This is a genomic window from Pseudomonas sp. P9_2, assembly GCF_034008255.1.
GTDB classification, from domain to species: domain Bacteria; phylum Pseudomonadota; class Gammaproteobacteria; order Pseudomonadales; family Pseudomonadaceae; genus Aquipseudomonas; species Aquipseudomonas synxantha_A.
On sequence record NZ_CP125376.1, the window covers coordinates 6162247 to 6187076 of the forward strand.

The following is a 24830-nucleotide window of genomic DNA, read 5'->3' on the forward strand; positions in this document are numbered from 1 at the left end:
GAAACAAACTATGTCCAAGCATCGCATTTTTTGTGGTGTTTTATGCAACTAAGCTCTACCCACCCCTTACCAATGGCAGGAGCTGCCCAATGTTCTCGACCTTCAAACGCTTGACCCTGGCCACTGCCGCCCTGGCCTTCGCCGCCCACGCGGCAGCCGCTGAGCTGAAACTGGACGTGTACAACCCCGGCGAAGCGGCGATCTTTCCCGTCAGCTCGGTGCTGGTCAGCGGTGCCAAAGACGCGATCCTGGTGGACGCCCAATTCGGCAAAGGCCAGGCCGAACAACTGGTGCAGAACATCCGCGCCAGCGGCAAGCACCTGACCACCATCTACATCAGCCATGGCGACCCGGACTACTACTTCGGCCTCGACACCCTGACCGCCGCCTTCCCCGACGCCAAGGTGCTGGCGCCGCAACCGGTGGTCGACCATATCAACGCCACCGTCGCCGGCAAGCTGGAATATTGGGGCCCGAAAATGGGCGCCGACAAACCGGCCAAGACGATTGTGCCGCAAGTGCTGCAAGGCCACAGCCTGACCCTTGAAGGGCAACAGCTTGAAGTGGTGGGTCTGGACGGTCCGCAGCCGGATCGCAGCTTTGTGTGGATCCCGTCGATCAAGGCTGTGGTCGGTGGTGTGGTTGTCGCCGAAAACATTCACCTGTGGATGGCTGACACTCAGGGCGCGCAATCTCATAAAGACTGGTTGAGCACCCTTGAGCGCATTGAAGGCTTGAAGCCAAAAACAGTGATCCCTGGCCACTACCTGGGCACCCCATCGCTGGCCTCGGTGAAATTCACCGCCGACTACATCAAGGCCTTCGACATCGAAACCGCCAAGGCCAAGGATTCCGCCGCCCTGATTGCGGCCATGAAACAGCGTTACCCCACCCTCGCCGACGAAAGCTCGCTGGAATTGAGCGCCAAAGTCGCCAAGGGCGAAATGAAGTGGTGATCGGCTTTAAACCCTAACCCTGATGGAGAACGTCATGAGCAAAATCGCAATCATTGGTGCCACCGGCCGTGCCGGTAGCCAACTGCTGGAAGAAGCCCTGCGCCGCGGGCATACCGTTACCGCCATCGCTCGCAACACCGACAAGCTGGGCGTACGCCCAGGCGTCACGGTCAAGCAGGTGGATGCCCTGGACGCCGATGCCCTGCAACACGCTATCAGCGGCAGCGATGTGGTGATCAGCGCCGCGCACTTTGCCACCTTGCCCGCCAGCGCCGTGATCGGCCCGGTGAAAAAGGCCGGGGTCAAACGCCTGCTGGTGGTGGGCGGTGCGGGTTCGTTGCTGCTACCGGACGGCAGTCGCGTCATCGATAGCCCGGGTTTCCCGGCGGAGTACAAGGCCGAAGCCAGTGCCGGGGCTGACTTCCTGGAAACGCTGCGTCAGGAAAAGGAATTGGATTGGACGTTCCTCTCGCCATCGGCGCTGTTCGACGGGACCGAGCGCACCGGCAAATTCCGCCTGGGCCAGGATGACCTGTTGGTGAGCAGTGACGGTAACAGCTCGATCAGCTTTGCCGACTACGCCATCGCCATGATCGACGAGGTTGAAACACCCAAGCACTCGCGTAAGCGCTTCACCGTTGGCTACTGACACCACGCGGTAAACATGTGGGAGGGGGCAAGCCCCTCCTACATTTGTGCCTGGCTGGCCAGCCAATCCATCAGGGCCAACAACCCGGCAGAAGGCACTGTCTGCGGCGGATACACCAGGTAATAGCCCATGCCCGTCGGCACCCGCAGTTCAAACGGCATCACCAGGCGCCCCGCCTTCAGGTCCTCGCCAATCAGCGCACGATCACCGATCGCCACGCCCGAGCCTTGTGCCGCCACCGTCATCGCCAGGTCCAGCGTTTCGAAATGATGCCCCTGGCTCAGACTGCTCAGGCGCGTACCCGCCGCTTTTAACCACAATGCCCAATCCCGCTGATCCCGCGTGGGGTGCAGCAGCACCTGGTGTTGCAGATCTGCTGGCGTGTGCAAGTTGTCCAGCAAGGCCGGCGCACAGACCGGTGTGAGTTGTTCATCGAACAAATGCCGAGCCTCCTCGGACTGCTCGGCGATGGGCGCATAGATCACCGCCGCATCAAATGGCTCGCGACGAAAATCCACGGTGTAGGCCACGGTGGTGGTGAGCTCCACCGGTACATCCGGGCGCTCCCTTTGCCATTGCAGCACGCGTGGCAGTAGCCAGCGCATCACACAGGTGGACGCCTTGAGCTGCAAAACCTCGCAGCGATTGCCGATTTGCTCCACGGCCTCACCGATCACGCCGAACACCTGCTGCACCCGCAGCGCCCACTCGCGACCTTCCTCGGTCAGGCTCAAACCCCGCGCCTGGCGCACAAACAACCCATAGCCCAAATGCCGTTCCAACCCCGCGATCTGGCGGCTCACCGCCCCCTGGGTGATGTGCAGTTGCTCGGCGGCGCGGGTGAAGTTGCAGCATTGGGCCGTGACCCAGAAGGTGTGCAATGCGGGCAACGGTGGAAGGCGTTTCATTAGGGCGTAGCCATGACGTGAGGACATGGCGAGTATGACTTTTTATCGATTGTTGCCGCTACCGGCCAGCCGTTCCAATAGCGCCTTCAATCCATAACAAGAGCGACCGGCATGGCAACCTGCGGCGAAGTATTGGTCCACCTCCTGAAAGGCTACGGTGTCGATCATGTGTTCGGCATCCCCGGTGTGCATACCGTGGAGCTGTACCGTGGTTTGGCGCGCTCCGGCATCCGTCACGTCACCCCGCGCCACGAACAGGGCGCCGGGTTTATGGCCGACGGCTACGCGCGCACCTGCGGCAAGCCTGGTGTGTGTTTCATCATTACCGGCCCGGGCATGACCAATATCACCACGGCCATGGGCCAGGCCTATGCCGATTCGATCCCGATGCTGGTGATTTCCAGTGTGCAGGCACGCAGCCAGTTGGGCGGCGGGCGTGGCAAGTTGCATGAGTTGCCGAATCAGAGCGCACTGGTGGCCGGCGTGGCGGCTTTTTCCCATACCTTGATGTCGGCCCACGAATTGCCCGGCGTGCTGGCACGGGCGTTTGCACTGTTTCAGGCCGGGCGGCCGCGCCCGGTGCATATCGAGATTCCGTTGGATGTGCTGGTGGAAAATGCCGATGCCCTGCTGGGCAGCCAGCCGGTCAGCGTGGCCCGCGCCGGAGCGGCACCGACGGCGATCGAGCACATGAGCCGCTTGCTCGCCACCGCCCAACGCCCGCTGATTCTGGCCGGTGGCGGCGCCATCGATGCGGCGCCCGAGTTGACCCGCCTGGCCGAAACCCTCGGCGCGCCCGTGGCCCTGACCATCAATGCCAAAGGCCTGTTGCCTGCCGCACACTCATTGTTGATCGGCTCGACCCAGACCCTGGCGGCCACCCGCGCCCTGGTCGCCGAGGCCGATGTGGTACTGGCCATCGGCACGGAACTGGCGGAAACCGATTACGACGTGACCTTCGCCGGCGGCTTCAAGATTCCCGGTACGTTGCTGCGCATCGATATCGACCCGGACCAGACCGTACGCAACTACCCGCCCGAGGTGGCCCTGGTGGCCGACGCGAAAATCGCCGCCCGGGCGCTGCTTACCGAACTGGACCGCCAGCCACTGGCGCCGCGCAATACCGATTGGGGCCCGGTCCGCGTCGCACGTTTGTGGACCGAGCTGGAGCCCACTTGGGACGCTGCCACCCGTGCACACACGCGGCTTCTCAACACCGTCCTGGAAGAACTGCCCGGCGCCGTGCTGGTGGGTGATTCCACCCAACCGGTGTACAGCGCCAACCTGACCCTGAACCTCGACCGACCACGTCACTGGTTCAATTCATCCACCGGCTACGGCACCCTGGGCTATGCCCTGCCCGCCGCCATCGGCGCCTGGCTGGCGCGCGGCGATGGGCAACCGGTGGTGTGCCTGATCGGCGACGGCGGCCTGCAATTCACCCTGCCGGAACTGGCCAGCGCCGTGGAAGCCGGCACACCGGTGATCGTGCTGTTGTGGAATAACCAGGGCTATGAGGAGATCAAGAAATACATGCTCAATCGTGCCATCGAGCCTGTGGGTGTAGACATTTACACCCCGGACTTTATTGGCGTGGCCAAGGCCCTGGGCTGCGCGGCAGAGAGCATCGAAGGCATCGAGCATCTGCGCTCGGCACTGCGCGCCGCAGCTAATCGCCAGGGGCCGACGCTGATTGAAATCGACCAGGGGCGGTGGGAGTCGACCAGGCCCGGAACTCGCTCTATGTGACTCTGGTTTTCCCCTGTGAGAGGGGCGATCTGTCAGTTATCCGCAATTTTTAGATAGCCCCAACGACTTTCTGATTTGCCCCACTTGCCTCTGCATGGCCTGATTCGCCCTTGTTCGATCAAGGCAGGCCCATGGAAAACGTTCACGCAAAACCCACCACCGCCGTATGGCTGATGATCAGCGTGGTGCTGGTCGCCCTTAACCTGCGACCGTCGATGGCGGCTGTGGGGCCGTTGTTGTCGTCGATTCGCGTGGATGTGCCGTTGAGTTTCAGCAGCGCCGCGTTACTGACCATGTTGCCGGTCATGGCCATGGGCCTGGCGATGTTTTTTGGCATGGGCCTGGCCAAGCGCCTGGGCGAACACCGCAGCATTATGCTGTCGCTGCTGGTGATTGGGCTGGCGACCTTATCGCGGCTGTTGCTGGATTCGGCGCTGGAGCTGATCGTCAGCGCGATTGCCGCAGGGGTCGGCATTGCGCTGATTCAGGCGTTGATGCCGACGCTGATCAAGTCGCGATTCAGCGCTGACGTTTCGCTGTTCATGGGCCTGTATGTGACTGCGATCATGGGCGGCGCTGCGCTGGCGGCATCACTCTCACCCTTGGTGCAAGTGCGCACCGGCAGTTGGCGCATCGGCCTGGCGATCTGGGCGGTGCTGGCGCTGTTGGCGCTGGTGTTCTGGTATGCCCAGCGTTCGGCTCTGCCACCCTTGCCTCAAGCAGCTTCGAGCACTCGGGAATCATTTTTCAGCAATCGCCGCGCCTGGTTGCTGGCGATCTTTTTTGGCCTGGGCACGGCGTCCTATACCTGTGTATTGGCGTGGCTGGCGCCGTACTACGTCGAACAGGGCTGGAGCGAGCAGAATGCCGGCTTGCTGCTGGGCTTGCTGACCGCCATGGAGGTGATCTCCGGTCTGGTCACCCCGGCCATCGCCAACCGACGCCAGGATAAACGCGGCGTGATCGCGGTGCTGCTGGTGTTGATCATCCTCGGGTTCTGCGGCCTGATCCTCAGCCCGCAACACTGGAGCCTGCTATGGCCTTGCCTGCTGGGCCTGGGTATCGGCGGGCTGTTTCCCATGAGCCTGATTGTGTCCCTCGACCACCTCGACAACCCACGACGCGCCGGCAGCCTTACCGCGTTTGTACAGGGCATCGGTTACCTGATTGCCGGCGTGTCGCCCTTGATTGCCGGAGTGATCCGCGATCAATTGGGCAGCTTTGAAGGGGCCTGGTGGTCGTTGACCGCGGTGACTGTGGTAATGCTGCTGATGGTCCTGCGCTTCAACCCCCGGCATTACGTACGACATATCCGCTGACGTCGTATTACAAACAGTATTTGTCCCACACGAAACATTGACGAGTCCTACAGAGCTTTCTATTGGTACGAGCGTTCCGTTAACATTTTGCCCAGTCTTGTACTGAGTTCGGTACAAAGGGTTTACGGACGAAACCGATGCTAAACAGTAACTCGCTCAGAAAGCTCGATATGCAGGATTTGATGGTGTTTATCGCCGTCTACGACCAGAGCAGCGTTACTGATGTGTCCGAAACGCTGTTCGTCAGCCAGTCCACGGTGAGCTACAGCCTGAAGAAGTTGCGCACCAGCTTTGAGGATGAGCTGTTTATCAACACACGGGCCGGTATGCGTCCGACGTACAAGGCCACCACCATGTACGGGCATGTGCAGAAGATCCTGGAAAGCATCAACCTGTGTCACGCCGGTGGCCAGGCTTTTGACCCGACCCAACAAGCGGTGACCTTCAATGTGTGCGCCCCGGAATACTTCGAGCAACTGATCCTGCCACGGCTGTTGAAGCACTTCGACCATGCCGACCTGCCGGTGATCGTCAATGTGCAGAAGCTGGAAACCGACATTCCCGTCGATGACCTGCGTGAAGGTCGCCTCGACCTGGTGATCTGCTTCGGCCCGCACTTTCATCGCACCCATAAAGACTTCAAGACCCAGATGCTGCTGGAGGATGACCTGGTTTGTGTGTTCGACCAGCGCTCGGCGCCCAGGGAGCCGGCGTTCAGCCTGCAATCTTTCGTCGAGCGGCGTCACATATTCCCCACGCCATGGTCCTCCGACACCAACATGATCGACGGCTGGCTCGCACGTCAGGCGCGCAAGCGCCAGGTGATCGCGCGGGCCAACAGCTACAGCGCAGCGTTGAAGATGATTACCGGCACCGACTTCATCGTCACCCTGCCGCGTCGCGTGCAAAAGTTGCTGGCGCCGGCACCGGGGTTCGGTGTGTGCGAAGCACCCAACGGTTTGCCGGGGTTCACCCTGGATATGCATTGGAAGGAAACCAATGGGCAAGACAGCGCCAATAGCTGGTTTCGTGAGCAAGTGGTGAAGGTGTGTGAGGAACAGCTGCAAGCGGCAAGTTGAAGGCGCCAAGCCGTCTCTACAGTTGCTTAGCTTGGAGCCGGGAGCTTGTCACTCATGAACGCCTCCAGCCGCGAACGCATCCAGCGCTCCGCCGGGTCGGTGTCGACGTGGCTGAGCCAGACCATCGACAAATCCAGGGTCGGGGTTTGGAAGGGAAACGGCTCGCAGTACAGATTGCCGCTGGCGGCCATGGCTTGGGCGGTGTAATCCGGCAGGCTGGCGATCATGTCGGTGCCGGCGAGCAACGCCGGCAGCGAACTGTATTGCGGCACCGACAGCACCACATGGCGCTTGCGGCCCACCTCCGCCAGCCACTCATCGGCAAACCCGGCCACGTTGGCAGTGTGGGACACCAGCACATGGGGCCGTGCGCAATATTCATCGAGGGTCAGCGGCGTGTCCGAGGCATCGGCGCGCAGCAGGCAGGGGCGGATATGCCGCAACAGCTTGCGCTTGGCATTTGCCGGCAGGCCGCGGGTCTGGGTGATGCCGACGGTGATATCGCCCGACGCCAGCAAGTCGGGAATGCGCCAGTAATCCACGTGCTGCACCACGAACACCACCTGCGGCGCCTCCTGGCGCAAGGCACGCAGCAACGGCGGTAGCAGGCCGAACTCGACGTCATCGGACAGGCCGATGCGAAAGGTCATGGTACTGATGGACGGATCAAAGTCATGGGTCAGGCTCAGGGCCGATGACAAGGAATCCAGGGCCGGCGACAGGTGCTGGATGATTTCCTCGGCACGGGCCGTGGGCTCCATGCGATGGCCGACACGAATGAACAACGGGTCGTTGAACAAGGTGCGCAGGCGGTTGAGGGCCGAACTGATGGTGGGCTGGCCGAGAAACAGCTTCTCCGCCACCCGCGTCACATTGCGCTCAAGCATCAGCGCTTCGAAGACCACCATCAGGTTGATGTCGGCCTTGCGTAATTCATTGCGATTCATCGGCGCCCACCCCTCTCCCCAAGACAAGCCGCAGTTTAGAAAGGCCACAGGGCTGCGTCTATGTGCGCACTGTTCATCCGGCGGCTTTGGGACTATAAATCAGCGCTTGAAGGTCGCAGAGACTCCATTGTGCTGATCATTTTCGCCCTGAGCCTACTGTTCAGCGGTTTTTTGCTATGGGCCATCAAATTCATCGTTCACCCCACCGCCAGGACTTTGCTGCGCGTTTTCGTCGGTTTATGCCTGGCGGCGGTGGTGGCTTACCTGGTGCTGGCTTCCGGGTTTCCGACCTCGTTGCCGGTGTGAGGGGCCTCCTGGCCCTGGCGCAGGCGTAATGCCGACAACGCGGCCACCACCAACACCACGACAATCACTTTCAAGCGGTTCATGGCATTACCGGTGCTCATCTCAATGGCGCCCATCACCGAACGCCCGACGAACCCACCAAAAACCCGCAAGCGTTGACGAACCCCTGTCCAGCAAAATTCGGTCGTCGTTCTCTTCCAGGCAAGGCCGTTTCCACAAATCAACTGAATCGATTTACTGTTAGATCTGACAGTAGATTTTCACTGACATTAGTATTAATCATTAATCACGAAAAAGGCTGTTAACTATTACTAATACTGATGAGAACTCCATCATGACGACTATCGAAAAACGTGCAACTACAGGTCGCTTAGAAGCCGATATCGAAGGTGACACTGAACGGTGGGTGGCTGACTCAGTTATCTATCAGGCCGACACGAACTCTTTTGTAGTAGGTGGTCCAGAAGAAGGAGTCATGTTCAAAGGTTTGTATTTTACATTCCCCACAGATATCTCTGTTGGTGAGCATGCAATCAATAGAGGTACCAGAGTCGGCGCGTGGTTCAATCCCGGCAGGGCAAACAGCTGGATTGCCGATGAAGAAGGAGGAACGGTGAATGTGTTATCAGTTTCCTCGAACGACGCTTCTATCAAAATATCTTTCAATTTTGTTGCAGTTAACCCGGCAAACAACCAAGAACGTAAGAAAATAGATGGCGAGGGCGAGTTCGAGGGACACTCCCTGAAAAGCGACGTAAAATATAAAAAATAATAATTATTTGCCACCCACATAAATAAAGCGCTTATCTTCAACTTCGAGGAAAACGAAATATAAATATACCCCTTGCATCGGTCATATATGAGAGCGAAGGTACTTTGACGCCCCCCCCCACACATACAACGTCGCTCTCAATTTTTTTGACTGGATGGGTACTCAGGGTTTCAGCGGACGCTCCTGGTCCCGCTCGGAAAGCTCAGTCCCATCATCGGGATGCTTCCAGGTCTGCGGTTTTTCCTCCTCCTGTCGCCGGGGTTGTTCGCGCTCCGACTCATTCTGCCGTTTCTGTTCGTCAGCCATTACCACCTCCCATCCGTAAGAATTGGACACAGGCTCAAGTATAGAACAAGGCAGGTCTTTTGACGGAGGCACTGATTGATAGCCAGCGCGCATCAATCAATCCAAATTTGTCACTTATCATTTCTAAATGTGTCAGCCACTATCCCCATTCTTAAGCGAAACAAGCACTTTAAAAAGAACGCTGGAGACACAAAATCATGACTAGCCCTTCCCGGCCCGCCCCTGCCAGCTCGAAAGTAGGCGCTGTATTGCGCGTTACTTCGGGCAACTTCCTCGAACAGTTCGACTTCTTTCTGTTCGGGTTCTACGCGACCTATATCGCTGCCGCGTTCTTCCCCGCCGCTAATGAGTTTGCGTCATTAATGATGACCTTCGCCGTGTTCGGCGCGGGCTTCCTGATGCGACCACTGGGCGCAATCATTCTGGGTGCCTATATCGATGACGTGGGCCGTCGCAAAGGCTTGATCGTGACGTTGTCGATCATGGCCAGCGGTACGCTATTGATCGTGCTGGTGCCCAGTTATCACACCATTGGCCTGTGGGCGCCGCTGCTGGTGCTGCTGGGCCGCCTGCTGCAAGGCTTCTCGGCCGGTGCGGAATTGGGCGGTGTCTCGGTTTACCTGTCTGAAATGGCTACGCCGGGCCGCAAAGGTTTCTACACCAGCTGGCAGTCGGGCAGCCAGCAGATCTCCATTGTGGTGGCCGCCGCGCTGGGTTATGGCTTGAACGTGTGGATGGAACCGTCGGTGGTCGCCGATTGGGGCTGGCGCATTCCGTTTGCCGTTGGTTGCGTGATCATTCCGTTTATCTTTGTGCTGCGTCGCAACCTGCAGGAAACCGAAGAGTTCGCCAACCGCAAGCATCGCCCGACCATGCGTGAAGTGATGGCGACCCTGGTGAAGAACTGGACCGTAGTCATCGGCGGCATGTTGATGGTGGCCATGACCACCACCGCGTTCTACCTGATCACCGTGTACGCACCGACCTTCGGCAAGACTGTGCTGCAACTGAGCACTTCCGATGCCCTGCTGGTGACCTTGCTGGTGGCGGTGTCGAACTTTTTCTGGCTGCCGATCGGCGGCATCCTCAGTGATCGCTTCGGCCGCAAACCGGTACTGATCGCCATGACCGTGCTGACTGTTCTCACTGCTTATCCAGCGCTGTCCTACGTGGTCAACGCGCCAAGCTTTGCGCACATGCTGGAAACCCTGTTGTGGTTCTCCTTCCTCTACGGCCTGTACAACGGCGCAATGATCCCGGCGCTGACCGAAATCATGCCGGTGGAAGTGCGCGTGGCGGGTTTCTCCCTGGCTTACAGCCTGGCGACTGCGGTCTTCGGTGGCTTCACGCCGGCGATTTCCACCTGGTTCATCCACATCACTGAAGACAAGGCATCTCCCGCCTATTGGATGATGTTCGCCGCACTGTGTGCACTGTGTTCAACCCTGGCGTTGTATCGCCACGCCAATACCCGTGGCCAAGTCATGCAGGAGGCGGTGCAATGAAGCCTTTATTCAAATCCCTCACTGCCGTTGTCCTCGGCGCCCTGGCGCTAACGGCCCAGGCCGAAGAGCTCAAGGTGATGACCTCCGGTGGCTTCACCGCCGCCTATAAACTGCTTGGCCCGCAATACGCCAAGCAAAGCGGGGACACCCTCGACACCATTCTCGGCCCGTCCATGGGCAAGGCGCCGGAAGCGATTCCCAACCGCCTGGCCCGCGGCGAGCACGCCGACGTAGTGATCATGGTCGGCTACGCCCTGGATGAGCTGATCAAGCAAGGCAAGGTCGACCCCGCGTCCCGCGTGGAATTGGCCGATTCGCGCATTGGCCTGGTGGTGAAGGAAGGCGCGCAAAAACCTGCGATCAATACCGACGCCGAACTCAAGGCCGTGCTGAGCAAAGCCAAATCCGTGGCGTACTCGGACAGCGCCAGCGGTGTGTACGTCGAGAAAGAGTTGTTCAAGAAACTCGGTATGCCGGCCAAAGGCACCATGATCGAACGCGTGCCGGTGGGCGAGCAGGTGGCCAAGGGTGACTACGAAGTGGGCTTGCAACAGGTGGCTGAATTGCTGCCGGTCAAGGGCGTGACGTTTGTCGGCAAAATCCCGGAAGACGTGCAATCGGTGACACGCTTTGCGGCGGGCATTCCGGTCAACGCCGAACACCCGGATGAGGCCAAGGCGCTGCTGCAGTTCATGGCCTCGCCGCAAGCTCAACCGGTGGTGCAATCCACCGGCCTGGACTCGGTGTCACGCTGACCGAAACGGCATCTCCCGCACCAATCGCTCCAACTCCAGCGCCGCGGGCGGCAGTGTCCGCCCGCGGCGCTTGATCAAGCCCACATTGCGCATCACCTGCGGCTCTACCAGCGGCACACTCACCAGAATCGGGTGCTCGCACGCCGGCATCGCAATCGACGGCACCATCGCCACGCCCAGCCCCGCCTCCACCAGCCCGATCATGGTGGTCACGTGGTGGGTCTCGCAGATACTCGGCTTTTTCACCCGCACGCCACGCAGCGCCTGGTCGAGCAGGAAGCGGTTGCCCGAGGTTTTGTCCACGCTTATGTAGTCGTGTTCATAGGCTTCGGTCCAGGTCACGCTCTCACGCATGGCCAACGGATGGTCACGCCGACAGGCAAGCACATAACGCTCCTGCAGCAACAGCTCGAACTCGACCTCGTCGGCCAGGCTACCGCTGAAGCTCACGCCGAAATCCGCTTCACCGCTTGCCACCGCATTGCTCACTTCACCAGCACTGGCATCGAGCACCCGCAGGCGAATCTTCGGATACAGCTTGTGGAATTCGGAGATCACGTGGGGCATGAAGTAATACGCGGTAGACGGCACACAGGCGATGGTGACGTTGCCCATGCGGGTGGACGCGACGTTGCTGATGCCCATCAAGGCGATGTCAAGATCGTCGAGCATTCGCTCCACCTGGGGCAAGAAGGCACGACCGACCATGGTCAGACTGACCCGCCGTGTGGTGCGTTCGAACAGCTTTACATCCAGGGCGGATTCAAGCTTCTCGATGCGTCGGCTGAGGGCCGGCTGCGAGATACGGATGGCCTCGGCGGCGCCACGGAAACTGCCCTTGTCTACCACGGCGCGGAAGGCTTGGAGGTCGTTGAGGTCGAAATTGATGATCACGGGAGGCGGGCCAAAGTGGTCGGGGTGACGAGCATTATCGTATGGGAGTCGATGGGATGCCATGCGAGCCGGGGCGGCTTTATCGAGATAATCCTGTTACAGATATCAAGTCATACATTTCAGCAGCTTATCGGCTACCTGCGGCCACGCGATCGTCAAAACGGGTCAATACTTGCGGCCTGGACCACACAACTGGAGACGCAGCAACTTATGCAAACCTACCCCTTCTGGATGGACGACGAGACGCCGGATATCGGCATTGATCAGTTGCTTGTTGCATCGCGCCAATGGTCAAGTAGGATTGAATCCTACTCACTTCTGGCGGACATCCCAATGCGCTCAACCCAGCAAATGAGCATCACCTTGCCCCTTGAAATGGCGGCCCTGGTCAAAGCCAAGGTGGCTGCCGGCGAATATGCCAGCGAAAGCGAAGTGATTCGCGACGGATTGCGGGTGCTGCTGGCACGTGACCGTGCCATGGAAGACTGGCTGAGGGACGAAGTCATCCCGGCAGCGACCGCTCTTGAGGCACAACCTGCGCGCGGGTTATCTGCAGAACAGGTTCGCGAGCATATGGCAGCCAGGCGTCAGCGCAAAGGCACCGGGAACGCGTGAGCTACTCGGTGGTTTTTTCGCCTGAAGTCCTGACGCAACTCGATGCCCTTGAGGATTACATCTGCGATGCCGGCTCCCCCTTGGTAGCGACGCGCTTTATCGACAATCTCGTCAGCTACTGTGAAAGCCTCGCCCTGTTCCCCTTGCGTGGCGCGCGCCGTGACGACCTGCTTACAGGCTTACGCATCACGCACTATCGTCGCAGCACCATCATCGCGTTCAGGGTGAGGCCTGATTGCGAAACGGTGTCGATAGTGGGGGTATTTTATGGCGGGCAAAACTACACGGCGCTGTTCCAGGGTGAGGGGAACGACTGCTCATTGATAGATGAAAAGCCTGCTGAAAACTGATCGGCAGGCCTTTAGCGCTTAATCGACTGATAGTTTCTCCCAAGCCGCTGGCGCACTGAAAAACGCCTGCGCATTACTGTCCAGCGTCTCCAGGTGATACCCCCCCTCCTGCACGATCAGGCACGGTAACCCCAGCCCTCGAATGCACTCTCCCAGCCGCGCAAAGCCTTCCCGCGTCACCGCGACCTTGCTTTGCGGGTCCAACTCGTAAATATCAAAGCCCAGTGACAACACCAGCACATCCGCCGAGAAGTCCTTCACCGCTGCCAGGGCCAGCTCCAGCTTTTCGAAAAACAGCGCTTCGCTGGCACCGTGGGGCATGGGCAGGTTGAGGTTGAACCCTAAGCCTGGGCCATCGCCTTTTTCTTCGGCAAAGCCCGCCACCCCGGGATAGAAGTTGGTCGGATCGCCATGGATCGACGTGTAGAGCACGTCATCGCGCTGGTAGAAAATCTCCTGGATGCCTTGGCCGTGATGCATGTCGGTATCGAGCACCGCGACGCGCTGGAAGCCTTGGCGTAACGCTTGCGCAGCCACCGCCGCATTATTGATGTAACAGAAGCCGCCCGCCGCATCGAAGCGAGCGTGATGACCCGGCGGGCGGCACAAGGCGTAGGCGGCAGGTGCGCCATCGAGAATCGCCTTGGCAGCGGCGACGGCGCTTTGGGCTGACCAATACGCCGAGCGCCAGGTCAGTTCACCGATCGGGCAGCTGCCATCGGCCAGGTAACGGGCCGCCTGGGCCAGAATACCGCGCAGGGCGTTGGGCTCGCGCACGAAGATGTTGGACATGACTTCGTCGCCCCAGTCTTCGGGGATTTCCTTCCAACGCTGGTGAGCTTCTTGGAGAAAATCCAGATATGCAGCGCCGTGCACGGCGAGCAGCGGTTCCATACCGTAGTCGCTCGGTTGCTGGATATCAAAGCCCAGGGTTTGCGCAGCCAGCAGCAGGTTGCGCGCACGCTCGGGGACCTCCTGTGGCGTGCGCATCTGGCCACGAGAGTAGTAGCTGCGTGGGTGATGCAGCAGTTGTTCGGGATGGAAAAACGTATTCATAGGATGCTCCTGGATAAACACAGAACCTGCGGGAGCTGGCTTGCCTGCGATTGCGCACGGTCAGAGCACAATGTACCGCCTGCTTCACCGCTATCGCAGGCAAGCCAGCTCCCACATGGGCACGGCGTCAGCCTTTAGAAATGAACCTGGCCGGCGCGTTTCAACACGGCGTTGAGCAATACATCGGTGCCCTGGCGCACGTCTTCAGGCAAGACGTCTTCGGCTTCGTTGTGGCTCAGGCCACCGACACAGGGGATGAAGATCATCGCAGTCGGGCAATAGCGCGCCAGGTGGATGGCATCGTGGCCAGCGCCGCTGATGATGGTCTGCTGGCTGTAGCCCAGAGCATCCACCGACGCTTGCACACAGGCCACGCACTCAGCATCGAACGGCGTGGCCGGGCTGATCCAGTGCGGTGTGATAGTCACGCTGAGGCCACGGTTGTCGGCAATCGCTTGCAGGCGTGCGCGCACTTGCTGCTCCATGGCGTCGATATCGGCGTCGCGGTGATGGCGCAGATCCACAGTGAAGTCGAGCACACCGGGAATGGTGTTGCGCGACGACTTGGCAATGCTCAATTCACCCACAGTGGTCAGGCCATACGGGGCAAAATCGGCAGCGAGGTTTTCCAGGGCCTGGATCATTTTTGCGGCGCCGTACAACGCATCTTTGCGCAGTGCCATCGGCGTGGTGCCCGCATGGGCAGCCATGCCTTCGACACGCACATCGAGCCAGCGAATCGCCTGGCCGCCGGTCACCACGCCGATACTGTTGGCGTTGTCTTCCAGGATCGGGCCTTGCTCGATATGCGCTTCGAAATACGCATCCACTGCCCCACCCAATGCACGCTCGCCGTTATAACCGGTGGTGCGCAACGCCTCGGCCACGCTGACGCCATCACCGTCGGTGGTCGCCAGCGCCTTGTCCAGCGCGAGGGCACCAGTGAACACCGCCGAGCCCAGCATCGCCGGGGTGAAACGCGCGCCTTCTTCGTTGGTCCACACCGCAATTTCCAGGGGCTTGCGCGTCTGGATGCCGTGGTCGTCGAGGCTGCGGATCACCTCGAGTCCGGCCAATACGCCGTACACGCCATCGAAGCGCCCGCCTTCGGGCTGGGTATCGAGATGGCTGCCGATCATCACCGCAGCGGCGTCATTGTCGGTACCCGCACGACGGGCGAACAGATTGCCAATGGCATCCACGCTCAACGTCAGGCCAGCCGCTGTACACCAGTGACTGAACAGCTCACGACCGGCCTGGTCTTCGGCGCTCAACGCCAGGCGGCAGCTGCCACCGCGTGCGGTTGCGCCGATCTCGGCCATGTCCATCAGGCTACGCCACAGGCGCTCGCCGTTAATCTTCAACATTGCGGACTCCCTCAACTGTGTGCCATTTCCAGGCGGTGAGCCGTGGCGTGGCGGCGGGACAAGGCCAGCACGCACACCAACGAGACCGCCGCGATCACGCTGTAAAACACTGCCATCGGCCACCATTGGCCCAGGTATTGATGGGCCAGCCAGGTGCCGATCAACGGTGTCAGGCCACCGGCCAATGCGCCGCATACCTGGTAAGCCAGAGATATCGCGGTGTAGCGCACACGGGTTTCAAACAGGCCGCTGACAAAGCCTGCGATGACGGCGTAGAACGACGCCATGCACACCACCGCGAGGGCTATGCCGAGGATGATCAACGGCGCCTGGCCGCTGCTGACCAGAACGAACATCGGATACGGCGAGGCCATTGCCAGTACGCACATGGCGCACAGGAACCGTGTAGCGCCGACCTTCTCTGCCACCCACGCGGCCAGTGGCTGAACGCAGAACTGAATAATGGCGACGACGAACAGGCATTCCAGAATCAGCGAGCGCGGCAGGTTCAGTTGTTGAGTGCTGTAGGCAATCATGAAGGTGTTGGTGAAATACACGCCGGCAATCCCCAATGTGTTGGCGCCAATGCACAACAACAGTGGGCGCCAGGCGGTTTTCAGCACTTCCAGCACGGGGGCTTGGTCCTTCTTGATCGCCCGCGCTTTTTCCGCCAGGGCCTTGTCTTCGAGGAACTGCGGCGACTCATTTACACCCAGACGAATCGCCAGGCCGACCACCAACAGCAAGGCACTGGCCAGGAACGGCAGGCGCCAGCCCCAACTGAGCAGGTCTTCTTCCGGCAAGCGGGTCACCGCACTGAACGCCAGCAGGGAAAGAATCAAACCGGCCGGGCTGCCCAATTGCGCGAAGGATGCAAAGAAGTTACGGCGCCCCTTTGGCGCATGTTCTCCGGCCATCAACACCGCCCCGCCCCACTCACCGCCGACCGCAATGCCCTGCACCACTCGCAGCAGTATCAGCAGCACCGGTGCCGCGGCGCCGATCTGTGCATAGGTCGGCAACAGGCCGATGCACACCGTGACCACGCCCATCATGACGAGGGTAATCACCAGGGATTTCTTGCGGCCGATGCGGTCGCCGATATGGCCAAACACAATGCCGCCCAACGGCCGCGCAAAGAAGCCCACGGCGAAGGTGCCGAACGCAGCCATGGTGCTGAACAATTTATCGTCGGAGGGGAAAAACAGCTGACCGAACACCAGCGCCGCAGCGGTGGCATAGATGTAAAAATCGTACCACTCGATCATGGTGCCGATAAAAGCGGCGGCCGCGGCACGGCGAGGCTGCGGCGAAGCGGAAGGCTTCATGGGGCTGGCTCCTTTGGTTATTTTTTTGGCAGGAGAAGGTCGAACCGGTGCGCTCTGATGGCGCTTGTTGAGGCCGATTTTTCGGCCTGGGGCTATGATTAGTCAATTTTCTATTTATTATCTTGATTATAAATACTGCTTATTATCGAGCGACACCATGTCCGAATCCCGCCGCGATATTCACCCCCTGCTCAACGACCGCCTGGACTGGAACCTGCTGCGCACCTTCCGCGTGATCGGCCAGGAACTGAGCATCAGCCGCGCTGCTGCCCGCCTGCACCTGACGCAACCGGCCATCAGCCAGGCGCTCAAGCGCCTGGAGGAACAGCTGGATTGCCAGCTCATCGTACGTCGCGGCCCGCGCTTCGTGCTCACCGAGGCAGGTGAACAGATTTTCGCGATTGCCGGCGAGATGTACGGCCAGGTTTCGCAAATGAGCAACGCCCTGCAAAAGCCGGGTGATGAAGTGATCGGCAAAGTGCGCTTGCTGATGATCAGCCGGATTAATTCCGACACTTTCGATGACTTTCTCGCAGGCTTTCATCGCGAACATCCGCGGGTCGATCTGGAAGTCGAAGTGATGCGCAGCTCCGACATCGTCGCCGCCCTGCTGGAAAAAACCGCGACCCTGGGGTTGAGCCTCAATCGTCGGCCTCAGCCGCGCCTGGAACAGCACCTGTTTCTGCGTCAGCGCTACGCGTTCTTTTGCGGAAAACATCACCCATTGTTCGGGCGCACAAACCTGGCCGAGGGGGATTTGCAGTCGGAAAACTTCGTGAGTTTTACCAGCGACCAGATTGGCGGGATGCTCTCGCCGCTGACGATTTTTCGTGATCAGCAAGGGTTCAGCGGACGGATCGTGGCGTCATCTTCCAGCCTGGAAGAAGTGCGGCGTTTGGTCATTGCCGGGTTTGGCTTGGGGTGTTTGCCCATTCATGTGGTGGCGGACGATGTGAAGAACGGGCTGCTGTGGCGGTTGCCGCCGGATGAGGGGATTGCGGATGTGGATATTCATCTGTTGTGGAACCGGGAGCAGAAGATGAGCCGGGCGGAGGGGGTGTTTATTGAGAGTCTTTTGGGTCGGTTGGCCGACGTATAATTGACCACATCCTGCGTGTCAAAAAGCAGTTACAACTCACTGAATGCACGTCGAAGCACACACGGCTAGGATTGCAGCCAACTAAGCCAATGGCGTACATTAGCGATGATTTTCATAGAGACGTCAGTCTTCACCCGTCGCGTTAAAGAATTGATCGACGAGGATGCCTACACGGCTCTTCAGAACGTGTTGGTAGTCAACCCTTCTGCTGGCGATGTAATCGAGGGTACGGGTGGAGTTCGCAAGATACGAGTAGCGGCCAAGGGCCATGGCAAACGTGGCGGGGCGCGGGTGATCTATTACCATTTCGTCTCGGCATCACAGATTGTTTTACTGATGATCTATCCCAAAAATGAACAGCAGGACTTGACTGCCGTAGAGCGCAAGTCACTGAAGGCTGCGATTGAGCACTGGAGATAGCTATGAGCAGATTTTTTGATGAACTGATGGAAAGCGTTCAAGAGATGAACGAGATCCTGCGCGGAGAACGCGAACCTTCTCGTGAGTTCCATGTTGATTCAATGCGAGTCAAAGAGATCCGTAAGGCGACAGGGCTAACCCAGGCTAAATTCGCAGCGCTGATTGATGTGCAACTTGGCACGTTACGGAACTGGGAGCAGGGTCGTCGTGAGCCTACCGGACCAGCAAAGGCATTGTTGAAAGCTATCCATAATGACCCAGTCCATGTACTGAATGCGTTGGCTAGCTAAAATAAGACTCCACCGCTGCGCCTTAAACATCGTCATACCCGGAAAAGCCCGGAGTTGACCCAGCGACGGGCTTTTTCGTTTGTGCGGCAGATTCAAGGCTCTTTAAATCTCACATCGATAGCACTGATGATTACTATCGAAACGAGCGCCTGAACGATTGCCGCCACTGATTCCTATAATCGCTCCAAATTCCCTCCTCGCCTGGCTTCAGGCGACATTCCTCCCGGAACCCAATCCCATGCCAAGCGCGAGCCAGGCCCCTAGCGGGCTTCCCGAACATAATCAACAAAGCGTCAAACAGCAGTGGCTGGCGATTCTTTCGGTCGCCGTGGGTGCCTTCGCCCTGGTGACCAGTGAATTTCTGCCGGTGGGCGTACTCAACGACGTCGCCAGCGACCTGGGCATCAGTGCCGGTCACGCCGGGTTGATGGTCACATTGCCCGGCATCATGGCCGCCCTCGCCGCGCCGTTTCTGTCGGTCAGCATTGGTGCCATGGACCGTCGCTACCTGCTGATCGGCCTGACACTGGTGATGATCATCGCCAACTCGGTGGTGGCCTTAGCTAACGATTTCAGCCTGCTGCTGTTCGGCCGTGTATTGCTCGGCATCAGCATCGGCGGCTTCTGGGCCACGGCCATTGCCCTCAGCGGGCGGCTGGCGCCCAAAGGCGTTGGGGTTGCGAAAGCCACCTCGATCATCATGATGGGCGTAACGCTCGCCACCGTACTGGGCGTGCCCGTCGGCACCTGGCTCAGTGGACTGATGGGCTGGCGCATGACCTTCCTGGTTACTGCGTTGGTGGGCATTCCGGTGCTGCTCGCGCAGATCTTCCTGCTACCGCGACTGACGCCGGAAAAGGCCATTGAGATTCGTGACTTGCCCGCGTTGTTTATCAACCCACAGGCGCGAGTCGGCTTGATCGCTGTATTGCTGATCGGCCTGGCGCACTTTGCTGCGTATACCTATGTCGCCCCCTTCTTCAAACACAGCTCCGGCTTTGACGGCCCGACAATTGGTTCATTGCTGCTGCTCTACGGTGTGGCCGGGGTAATGGGCAATATCTTTGCCGGTTTCGCCGCCAACCGCAGCGTACGTCACACCCTGCTGCTGGTTGCGTTGATGATCGGTACCAGCACCGCACTGTTCCCCTACTTCGCCACCGGCCTGACAGGCGCCTCGATGCTGATCGCACTCTGGGGTTTCGCCTTCGGCGCCTTCCCGGCTTGCGCCAGCATCTGGATGTTTGTCGTGGCCCCCAAGGATGTCGAACGCGGCATGCCACTGTTTGTGGCGCTGTTTCAGGTGATCATTGCCCTGGGCTCGTTCTTTGGCGGGCGCATCGTCGACCAGATGGGCAGCTCGGTGTTGTTGAGCCTGGCCACGGTGTTGGTGGGGTTCGGGTTTGCGACCGTGCTGGTATTGGGGCGCAAGGTCAGCAATAGCCTGGTGGCGCAGCCTGCCTGACCGGGTTAGAGATGCGCAAAAAAGCCTGCTGAGCATTGAGTTCAGCAGGCTTTTTTCGTTTCAGGGAGCAGGTACTTATTTGGCCGTGGGGAAATCACGCTCGAGGACGGCATCCACCAGCATTTGCGCGTTTTCGATCAATTGAGCCAGGGCCATGATCACGGGCGACTGCGTGCTGTCAGGATCTTCGGCGCATTGATAGGCGGTTTGCAGGGCGGATGAAAGGATTTCGGTGGCGTTGGTGAGGGCTTCTTCGGTGCCGACATCTGCACCTACATGGAAGATTTTCCGAGGGGAAAATTCGGAGTCAGAATCGAGATTGCTCATTGTGTAGCTCCTGTATGCAATGGGAGCTGCCACATCCCGCTGTCAAACAGAATCAGGTGGCAGCTATGCGCGGGTTGACAGACCGGTATACAGGACCCGGCGCACCCGAAGATGCCCCACGCACAGCCGCCATAAAACGACGTCACAGCAGAAACGCTGTAATCGCATGGAGGTCGTACACCTGTAAATCAGTCTGTCAAAACCGGTCGCCATGAGGGCGACGGCGAAAGGTTAGCGTCCTGCCCCAGTCAACGCAACCCTGCTGGAAAACTGTCGAACCGGCACAACGTAAGCACCTGTTTCGGAAAAGCTTGGTAACCAGAATTCCGGCGAGGAAGCTTGTGTGCACAAGCCTGCAAGCTAGCCTCAAAAAGGTCGCCGCCGTGGCGACATACTGTCAAGGATGCTGATATGCCAACGAGATATCGCGATGCGGTCACAGGTGAATACGTAACCGAGCAAGAGGCGAAGAAAAGACAAAGGGAAACGGTAAAAGAATCGGACAAAAAGCGCCCGGCAAAAGAGGATGAAGCGTTGATAGCGACCGTACGTGAGCGCCAGGCGTCTGTTCAGCGAGTGAAGGTTTCTCTAGACGACCTGTAGCCTTGATTTTACCGCGGGCCATTTGAATCGGCTCACTGGCCCGCGTCCTTAGTCAAGACATGTGCACTGAATGCCAGGAAATCGCCCAAATGTTTGGTGATGATCGCAACGGCAATAGGCAACTGAAGCGTCTGATACTCATGCACCGCGATATTGCGGAAACCGACCATGTTTTTCAGGTTAGTCAGTAAGGAAGGATTCACCCATCCTCCCTGCGCCAGCAGCTCAAACACGTCACGAGCACTTTGGGGGACACCGAGGCGCTCACGACGAATCAGATGTTGCCCCATGTCTAGAGCCGCCTCGCAGGCACGCTGAATATTGAGAATGGCCGCATCTTGACGGGTGAAGTCAGTGGCAAAACTGGCTGGATCCTTTTCGTACTCCTCCCGAGCACGAGCAACGCAACGCTCAATACTGGCAGCCTTGTTGATGAGTACATCATCGGCCATATACCGTTCCATCCTTTTGAATGTCGACTAGCAGCTCTGCCCTGGCGCAATCCAATGCAGTTTTCTCGCTGAGTATGTAGCTCTCAAAGATACCCGCCTGACTGTCCTTGCTCCAGAGGCGGCGCCCTGTCGTTATGACTTGGTATTGCATGACCGTCGAGGCTGCGCGTAAGTCCAGCAAATCGACGGGGACCTTGACGATATCCGCTAATTCCCCGCATAGGCGCCACAGTTGCAGTGGGTCAATGCTTCCCTCAATCAGCACAGCCAAGTCAAGATCGCTGTCGGCATTTGCCTCGCCCGTCGCCTGGCTGCCAAAGACGTACACTGCCAAAAGACCTGGAAGGTTAGCCTGCAAATGCGTGAGCACTTTTTCAAAATTCATGATTGACCCGCATTGTCATCAGGTAATCACGACCGTAGCAGAATTCACCTGAGCATTTCTGCTACAAAAACAAAAACCCCCAACAACCTTTAAGTTATTGGGGGTTTCTGTTTATAAGTAATGGCGGAGAGATAGGGATTCGAACCCTAGGTACCGGTGAAGGTACAACGGATTTCGAATCCGTCCCATTCGGCCACTCTGGCATCTCTCCAACGGCGCGCATCATAACAGCATGATTGATGGATGCAAAGCGCCGAAGCGATTTTTTTCCGTGCTATCAGATGCTTGCGTCGATTACAGCGGTACGCCCAGACGATTGGCGACTTCTTCGTAGGCTTCGATCACATCACCGAGGCCCTGGCGGAAGCGGTCTTTGTCCATCTTCTTCTTGGTGTCCTTGTCCCACAGGCGGCAGCCGTCTGGGCTGAATTCGTCGCCCAGGACGATGGAGCCGTCGTGGAACACGCCGAATTCGAGCTTGAAGTCCACCAGCAACAGGCCTGCGTCGTCGAACAGCTTACTCAGCACGTCGTTGACCTTGAGGGACAACTCTTTCATGCGCGCCAGTTGTTCAGCGGTGCCCCAGCCGAAGGCCACGACGTGGGATTCGTTGATGAACGGGTCGCCCTTGGCGTCGTCCTTCAGGAACAGCTCGAACGTGTAAGGGTTGAGCTTGAGGCCCTCTTCCACACCCAGGCGCTTGACCAGGCTGCCGGCGGCGTAGTTACGCACGACGCATTCCACCGGGATCATGTCGAGCTTCTTGACCAGGCACTCGTTGTCGCCCAGCAGTTTGTCGAATTGGGTCGGGATACCGGCCGCTTCGAGCTTCTGCATGATGAAGGCGTTGAACTTGTTGTTCACCATGCCCTTGCGATCAAGCTGTTCGATGCGCTTACCGTCGAACGCCGAGGTGTCGTTGCGAAACAGCAGGATCAGGCGGTTGGCGTCGTCGGTCTTGTACACCGACTTGGCTTTGCCGCGGTAGAGTTCTTCACGTTTTTCCATGATGGGCTCCGCTTTGAGTAAGGTGGGCTAGGCGATGTGTCGCCAGTCGAGCCCTGAATCTTGATCGGCCAGTTGCAGCCAGTCCGGGTCGCACCCGAGGGTGTCGACAAAACATTGCCGGGCAAGCGTCGGCAGGTTGTTCTTGCTGCTGAGGTGAGCCAGGACCAGGTGTTGCAGGTCTTGCCAGCCCAACTCATACACCAGGTACGCCGCCTGGTGATTGTTCAAATGTCCCAGCTCGCCGCCCACCCGCTGCTTGAGAAAGTAAGGGTAGTGGCCGCGCGCCAGCAGATCCCTGCAGTGGTTGGACTCGATCATCAAGGCATCGAGGTCCCGGTAACCGTCCAGCACCCTGGCGCAGTAGGAACCCAGGTCGGTCAGCACGCCGAAACGCCGCTGGCCGTCACTGAATACGTATTGCGTGGGCTCCTGGGCATCGTGGGCAACCGCGATGACATTGATGCTCAAGGCACCGATTTGCAGTTGCTCGCCACCGGCCAGAAAACCTGCCGGCTCGATGGGCTTGCGCATCCCGCGCAGCGTGCCGCGACTCAAGTACACCGGCAGATTGTAGCGCCGAGACAGTAAACCCACGCCATGCACGTGGTCGGCATGTTCGTGGGTGACCAGAATTGCGCTCAACTGCGTGGGGTGAACCCCGAGGCGCAGCAGGCGTCGCTCGGTTTCTCTTAACGAGAAACCACAATCGACCAGCACGTACGTGTCATCGTGGGCGACCAGCGTACCGTTCCCTTGGCTACCGCTGCCGAGAACGGCAAAACGCACCGAATCAGCCCAGGTTGTCTTGAATCACGCCCAACACTTTGCGCGCTGTCTCAGCTGGCGCGACGGTATTGATGTTCTTCTCGACGGTGACTTGCACGCTTTCGCCAACCTTGCTCAAACGAACCTGATAACGCTCGGCACGGGTTTCGATCTCTTCCTTGGTCGGCGCGCTGCCGAACAGTTTGCCGAAGAAACCTGGCTCGTCGTCTTTCTTCTCGGCCTTTTCAGCCACGTTGATGTAGTACAGGCCCAGGCTGCGGTTGATGTCTTCAACGCGCCAAGGGCCTTGCTCCAACGCACGGCCAACACTGGCCCAGGCACGGTCGAGGTCTTCACCCAGGTTGAGCACCACGTTACCGCTGCCGTCTTCGGTGAGGCTGACGCGGTTAGGGGTGTCGTAGTCACGGGCGGCGAGCAGGGAAACGGAACCGCCCTTCTCGGAGATACGGCTCATGCTGGCGAGCATCTCGTCGACCAGCGCGGCATCGACGCCGGTGTTGACCGAACGCGGGGTGAAATCGACGTTGGCCGTGCTGCCGGCAGGGCGCTCGGCGCTGACCACATAGACTTCACTGGTATTGCGCTGCACGCCTGGCTCGATGCGCACACGCACACGGGCCTCGCTGTCGGCGGCCACACCGCCGGCCAGCAGGCGCTGAGCCATGTTGGCGGACAACTCGCGGCCTTGCTGCCACGCCGTGGTGAACTCACCGGTTTGCGGGCGTTGCTGGTCGAGACGGAAACCGTTGTCCTGGAAGAACTGCACTGCCACCGGCCAGACTTCGGCAGGTGGGCGCTGAGCCACGATCCAGCGGTTGTCGCCACTTTTCTGCAGGCTGTAGTCGCTGGCATCGGCCACTGCCGTGATCGGCTGCGGGCGCGGTACTACGTACTCGCCCTTGACGGTGTCGTCGGCGACGTTGCGTGGGATCGGCAACAAGGGGTCAAGACGCTTGGCGACATTGACATCAGGCGGCAACTGCATCGGTTTGGTTGCTTGCGCTTCCAGGTAATCGCTGCCGCGGTCACGGAAGTAGCCTTCCGGGCCCCATACCCAACCGCAGCCACTGGTGCTGGAGATAATCAAGGCAAGTGCGGAAAGTCCGGCCAATCGCTTCATGCGTAGTGCTTCCT

Annotated in this window: 28 protein-coding genes, 1 tRNA gene and 1 pseudogene; 15 read left to right on the forward strand and 15 right to left on the reverse strand. The window is 59.2% G+C overall.

The genetic code is table 11. The annotated features are described in order from the left end of the window. Positions 1-89 precede the first annotated feature (89 nt). Both QMK52_RS27040 and QMK52_RS27045 read left to right on the forward strand, forming a co-directional pair. On the forward strand, positions 90-956 hold the full coding sequence (locus tag QMK52_RS27040; RefSeq protein ID WP_005786070.1) for an MBL fold metallo-hydrolase: 867 nt from the start codon (positions 90-92) through the stop codon (positions 954-956). Between the two features lie 34 nt (positions 957-990). Beyond that, a complete protein-coding gene (locus tag QMK52_RS27045) occupies positions 991-1605 on the forward strand; it encodes an NAD(P)-dependent oxidoreductase (RefSeq protein WP_005786068.1) in 615 nt (204 codons plus the stop codon). Positions 1606-1643: 38 nt separating this feature from the next. Here the strand turns inward: QMK52_RS27045 and QMK52_RS27050 are convergent, their stop codons facing one another. Continuing rightward, positions 1644-2513 carry a LysR substrate-binding domain-containing protein gene (locus QMK52_RS27050; protein ID WP_005786066.1) on the reverse strand — a complete coding sequence of 290 codons (870 nt, stop codon included), beginning with the start codon at positions 2511-2513 and terminating at the stop codon, positions 1644-1646. 111 nt (positions 2514-2624) lie between these two features. Between QMK52_RS27050 and QMK52_RS27055 the strand changes: the two genes are divergently transcribed. The 3 genes from QMK52_RS27055 to QMK52_RS27065 all read left to right on the forward strand — a co-directional run bounded on the left by QMK52_RS27055 (position 2625) and on the right by QMK52_RS27065 (position 6660). Further along, positions 2625-4262 carry a 5-guanidino-2-oxopentanoate decarboxylase gene (locus QMK52_RS27055; protein WP_005786064.1) on the forward strand — a complete coding sequence of 546 codons (1638 nt, stop codon included), beginning with the start codon at positions 2625-2627 and terminating at the stop codon, positions 4260-4262. A gap of 131 nt (positions 4263-4393) precedes the next feature. After that, positions 4394-5581, forward strand: coding sequence for a cyanate transporter (locus QMK52_RS27060; RefSeq protein WP_122735572.1), 1188 nt, complete (start codon positions 4394-4396; stop codon positions 5579-5581). Between the two features lie 137 nt (positions 5582-5718). Continuing rightward, positions 5719-6660, forward strand: a complete 942-nt coding sequence (locus tag QMK52_RS27065) for a LysR family transcriptional regulator (protein ID WP_005786061.1) — start codon at positions 5719-5721, stop codon at positions 6658-6660. A gap of 26 nt (positions 6661-6686) precedes the next feature. Here the strand turns inward: QMK52_RS27065 and QMK52_RS27070 are convergent, their stop codons facing one another. Both QMK52_RS27070 and QMK52_RS27075 read right to left on the reverse strand, forming a co-directional pair. After that, complete coding sequence (locus QMK52_RS27070; RefSeq protein WP_005786059.1) at positions 6687-7607, reverse strand: LysR substrate-binding domain-containing protein; 921 nt, start codon at positions 7605-7607, stop codon at positions 6687-6689. A gap of 260 nt (positions 7608-7867) precedes the next feature. Further along, positions 7868-8085: pseudogene (locus QMK52_RS27075) on the reverse strand (MFS transporter); the annotation flags it as partial. A 162-nt stretch (positions 8086-8247) separates the two neighbouring features. Here QMK52_RS27075 and QMK52_RS27080 point away from each other — a divergent pair. Continuing rightward, a complete protein-coding gene (locus QMK52_RS27080) occupies positions 8248-8685 on the forward strand; it encodes a hypothetical protein (RefSeq protein ID WP_032803354.1) in 438 nt (145 codons plus the stop codon). Positions 8686-8847: 162 nt separating this feature from the next. Here QMK52_RS27080 and QMK52_RS27085 read toward each other — a convergent pair whose 3' ends face one another. Continuing rightward, positions 8848-8991 (reverse strand): hypothetical protein, encoded by a 144-nt coding sequence (locus tag QMK52_RS27085; RefSeq protein ID WP_173664474.1) that lies wholly within the window; start codon positions 8989-8991, stop codon positions 8848-8850. A gap of 197 nt (positions 8992-9188) precedes the next feature. On the opposite strand from QMK52_RS27085, the gene QMK52_RS27090 reads away from it, so the two are divergent. Both QMK52_RS27090 and QMK52_RS27095 read left to right on the forward strand, forming a co-directional pair. Continuing rightward, positions 9189-10496 (forward strand): MFS transporter, encoded by a 1308-nt coding sequence (locus QMK52_RS27090; protein ID WP_005786058.1) that lies wholly within the window; start codon positions 9189-9191, stop codon positions 10494-10496. Next, positions 10493-11251 carry a substrate-binding domain-containing protein gene (locus QMK52_RS27095; RefSeq protein WP_005786057.1) on the forward strand — a complete coding sequence of 253 codons (759 nt, stop codon included), beginning with the start codon at positions 10493-10495 and terminating at the stop codon, positions 11249-11251. The genes QMK52_RS27090 and QMK52_RS27095 overlap by 4 nt, the downstream gene beginning before the upstream one ends. Here QMK52_RS27095 and QMK52_RS27100 read toward each other — a convergent pair. After that, positions 11243-12145 carry a LysR family transcriptional regulator gene (locus QMK52_RS27100; RefSeq protein ID WP_005786055.1) on the reverse strand — a complete coding sequence of 301 codons (903 nt, stop codon included), beginning with the start codon at positions 12143-12145 and terminating at the stop codon, positions 11243-11245. The genes QMK52_RS27095 and QMK52_RS27100 overlap by 9 nt on opposite strands. A gap of 24 nt (positions 12146-12169) precedes the next feature. Between QMK52_RS27100 and QMK52_RS27515 the strand changes: the two genes are divergently transcribed. Together QMK52_RS27515 and QMK52_RS27110 are read left to right on the forward strand one after the other, a co-directional pair. Then, on the forward strand, positions 12170-12760 hold the full coding sequence (locus QMK52_RS27515; protein ID WP_232289410.1) for a type II toxin-antitoxin system ParD family antitoxin: 591 nt from the start codon (positions 12170-12172) through the stop codon (positions 12758-12760). After that, positions 12757-13110 carry a type II toxin-antitoxin system RelE/ParE family toxin gene (locus QMK52_RS27110; RefSeq protein WP_005786051.1) on the forward strand — a complete coding sequence of 118 codons (354 nt, stop codon included), beginning with the start codon at positions 12757-12759 and terminating at the stop codon, positions 13108-13110. The genes QMK52_RS27515 and QMK52_RS27110 overlap by 4 nt, the downstream gene beginning before the upstream one ends. Before the next feature lie 18 nt (positions 13111-13128). Here QMK52_RS27110 and QMK52_RS27115 read toward each other — a convergent pair whose 3' ends face one another. The 3 genes from QMK52_RS27115 to QMK52_RS27125 form a co-directional block, all read right to left on the reverse strand. Continuing rightward, positions 13129-14166: a histone deacetylase family protein gene (locus tag QMK52_RS27115; RefSeq protein ID WP_005786049.1), complete on the reverse strand. Its 1038-nt coding sequence runs from the start codon at positions 14164-14166 to the stop codon at positions 13129-13131. Between the two features lie 134 nt (positions 14167-14300). Beyond that, entirely contained in the window at positions 14301-15533 is a 1233-nt protein-coding gene (locus tag QMK52_RS27120; RefSeq protein WP_005786047.1) for a Zn-dependent hydrolase, read from the reverse strand. 11 nt (positions 15534-15544) lie between these two features. Next, on the reverse strand, positions 15545-16861 hold the full coding sequence (locus QMK52_RS27125) for an MFS transporter (RefSeq protein WP_005786044.1): 1317 nt from the start codon (positions 16859-16861) through the stop codon (positions 15545-15547). Positions 16862-17018: 157 nt separating this feature from the next. Between QMK52_RS27125 and QMK52_RS27130 the strand changes: the two genes are divergently transcribed. The 4 genes from QMK52_RS27130 to QMK52_RS27145 all read left to right on the forward strand — a co-directional run bounded on the left by QMK52_RS27130 (position 17019) and on the right by QMK52_RS27145 (position 20135). Continuing rightward, on the forward strand, positions 17019-17960 hold the full coding sequence (locus QMK52_RS27130) for a LysR family transcriptional regulator (protein WP_005786043.1): 942 nt from the start codon (positions 17019-17021) through the stop codon (positions 17958-17960). Between the two features lie 105 nt (positions 17961-18065). After that, on the forward strand, positions 18066-18380 hold the full coding sequence (locus QMK52_RS27135) for a type II toxin-antitoxin system RelE/ParE family toxin (protein WP_194440293.1): 315 nt from the start codon (positions 18066-18068) through the stop codon (positions 18378-18380). Positions 18381-18382: 2 nt separating this feature from the next. After that, positions 18383-18670: a NadS family protein gene (nadS, locus tag QMK52_RS27140; protein WP_003189536.1), complete on the forward strand. Its 288-nt coding sequence runs from the start codon at positions 18383-18385 to the stop codon at positions 18668-18670. Positions 18671-18908: 238 nt separating this feature from the next. Then, positions 18909-20135, forward strand: coding sequence for an MFS transporter (locus QMK52_RS27145; protein WP_005786037.1), 1227 nt, complete (start codon positions 18909-18911; stop codon positions 20133-20135). A gap of 75 nt (positions 20136-20210) precedes the next feature. Here QMK52_RS27145 and QMK52_RS27150 read toward each other — a convergent pair whose 3' ends face one another. Further along, on the reverse strand, positions 20211-20462 hold the full coding sequence (locus tag QMK52_RS27150; RefSeq protein ID WP_005786036.1) for a DUF6124 family protein: 252 nt from the start codon (positions 20460-20462) through the stop codon (positions 20211-20213). Between the two features lie 411 nt (positions 20463-20873). Here QMK52_RS27150 and QMK52_RS27155 point away from each other — a divergent pair, with 411 nt between their 5' ends. Next, the gene (locus QMK52_RS27155) at positions 20874-21065 is read left to right on the forward strand and encodes a hypothetical protein (RefSeq protein ID WP_320403696.1); all 192 of its coding nucleotides are present in this window, start codon (positions 20874-20876) and stop codon (positions 21063-21065) included. Between the two features lie 32 nt (positions 21066-21097). Here QMK52_RS27155 and hepT read toward each other — a convergent pair whose 3' ends face one another. The 6 genes from hepT to bamC form a co-directional block, all read right to left on the reverse strand. Next, positions 21098-21517, reverse strand: coding sequence for a type VII toxin-antitoxin system HepT family RNase toxin (gene hepT / locus QMK52_RS27160; protein ID WP_005786034.1), 420 nt, complete (start codon positions 21515-21517; stop codon positions 21098-21100). Continuing rightward, positions 21507-21902, reverse strand: a complete 396-nt coding sequence (gene mntA, locus QMK52_RS27165; protein ID WP_005786031.1) for a type VII toxin-antitoxin system MntA family adenylyltransferase antitoxin — start codon at positions 21900-21902, stop codon at positions 21507-21509. The genes hepT and mntA overlap by 11 nt, the downstream gene beginning before the upstream one ends. A 121-nt stretch (positions 21903-22023) precedes the next feature. Beyond that, positions 22024-22113, reverse strand: a tRNA-Ser gene (locus QMK52_RS27170). An 83-nt stretch (positions 22114-22196) separates the two neighbouring features. Next, a complete protein-coding gene (gene purC, locus QMK52_RS27175; RefSeq protein WP_010212191.1) occupies positions 22197-22910 on the reverse strand; it encodes a phosphoribosylaminoimidazolesuccinocarboxamide synthase in 714 nt (237 codons plus the stop codon). 27 nt (positions 22911-22937) lie between these two features. Then, complete coding sequence (locus QMK52_RS27180) at positions 22938-23696, reverse strand: MBL fold metallo-hydrolase (protein WP_005786028.1); 759 nt, start codon at positions 23694-23696, stop codon at positions 22938-22940. A gap of 4 nt (positions 23697-23700) precedes the next feature. Further along, positions 23701-24816 carry an outer membrane protein assembly factor BamC gene (bamC, locus tag QMK52_RS27185; RefSeq protein WP_005786026.1) on the reverse strand — a complete coding sequence of 372 codons (1116 nt, stop codon included), beginning with the start codon at positions 24814-24816 and terminating at the stop codon, positions 23701-23703. Positions 24817-24830 lie beyond the last annotated feature (14 nt).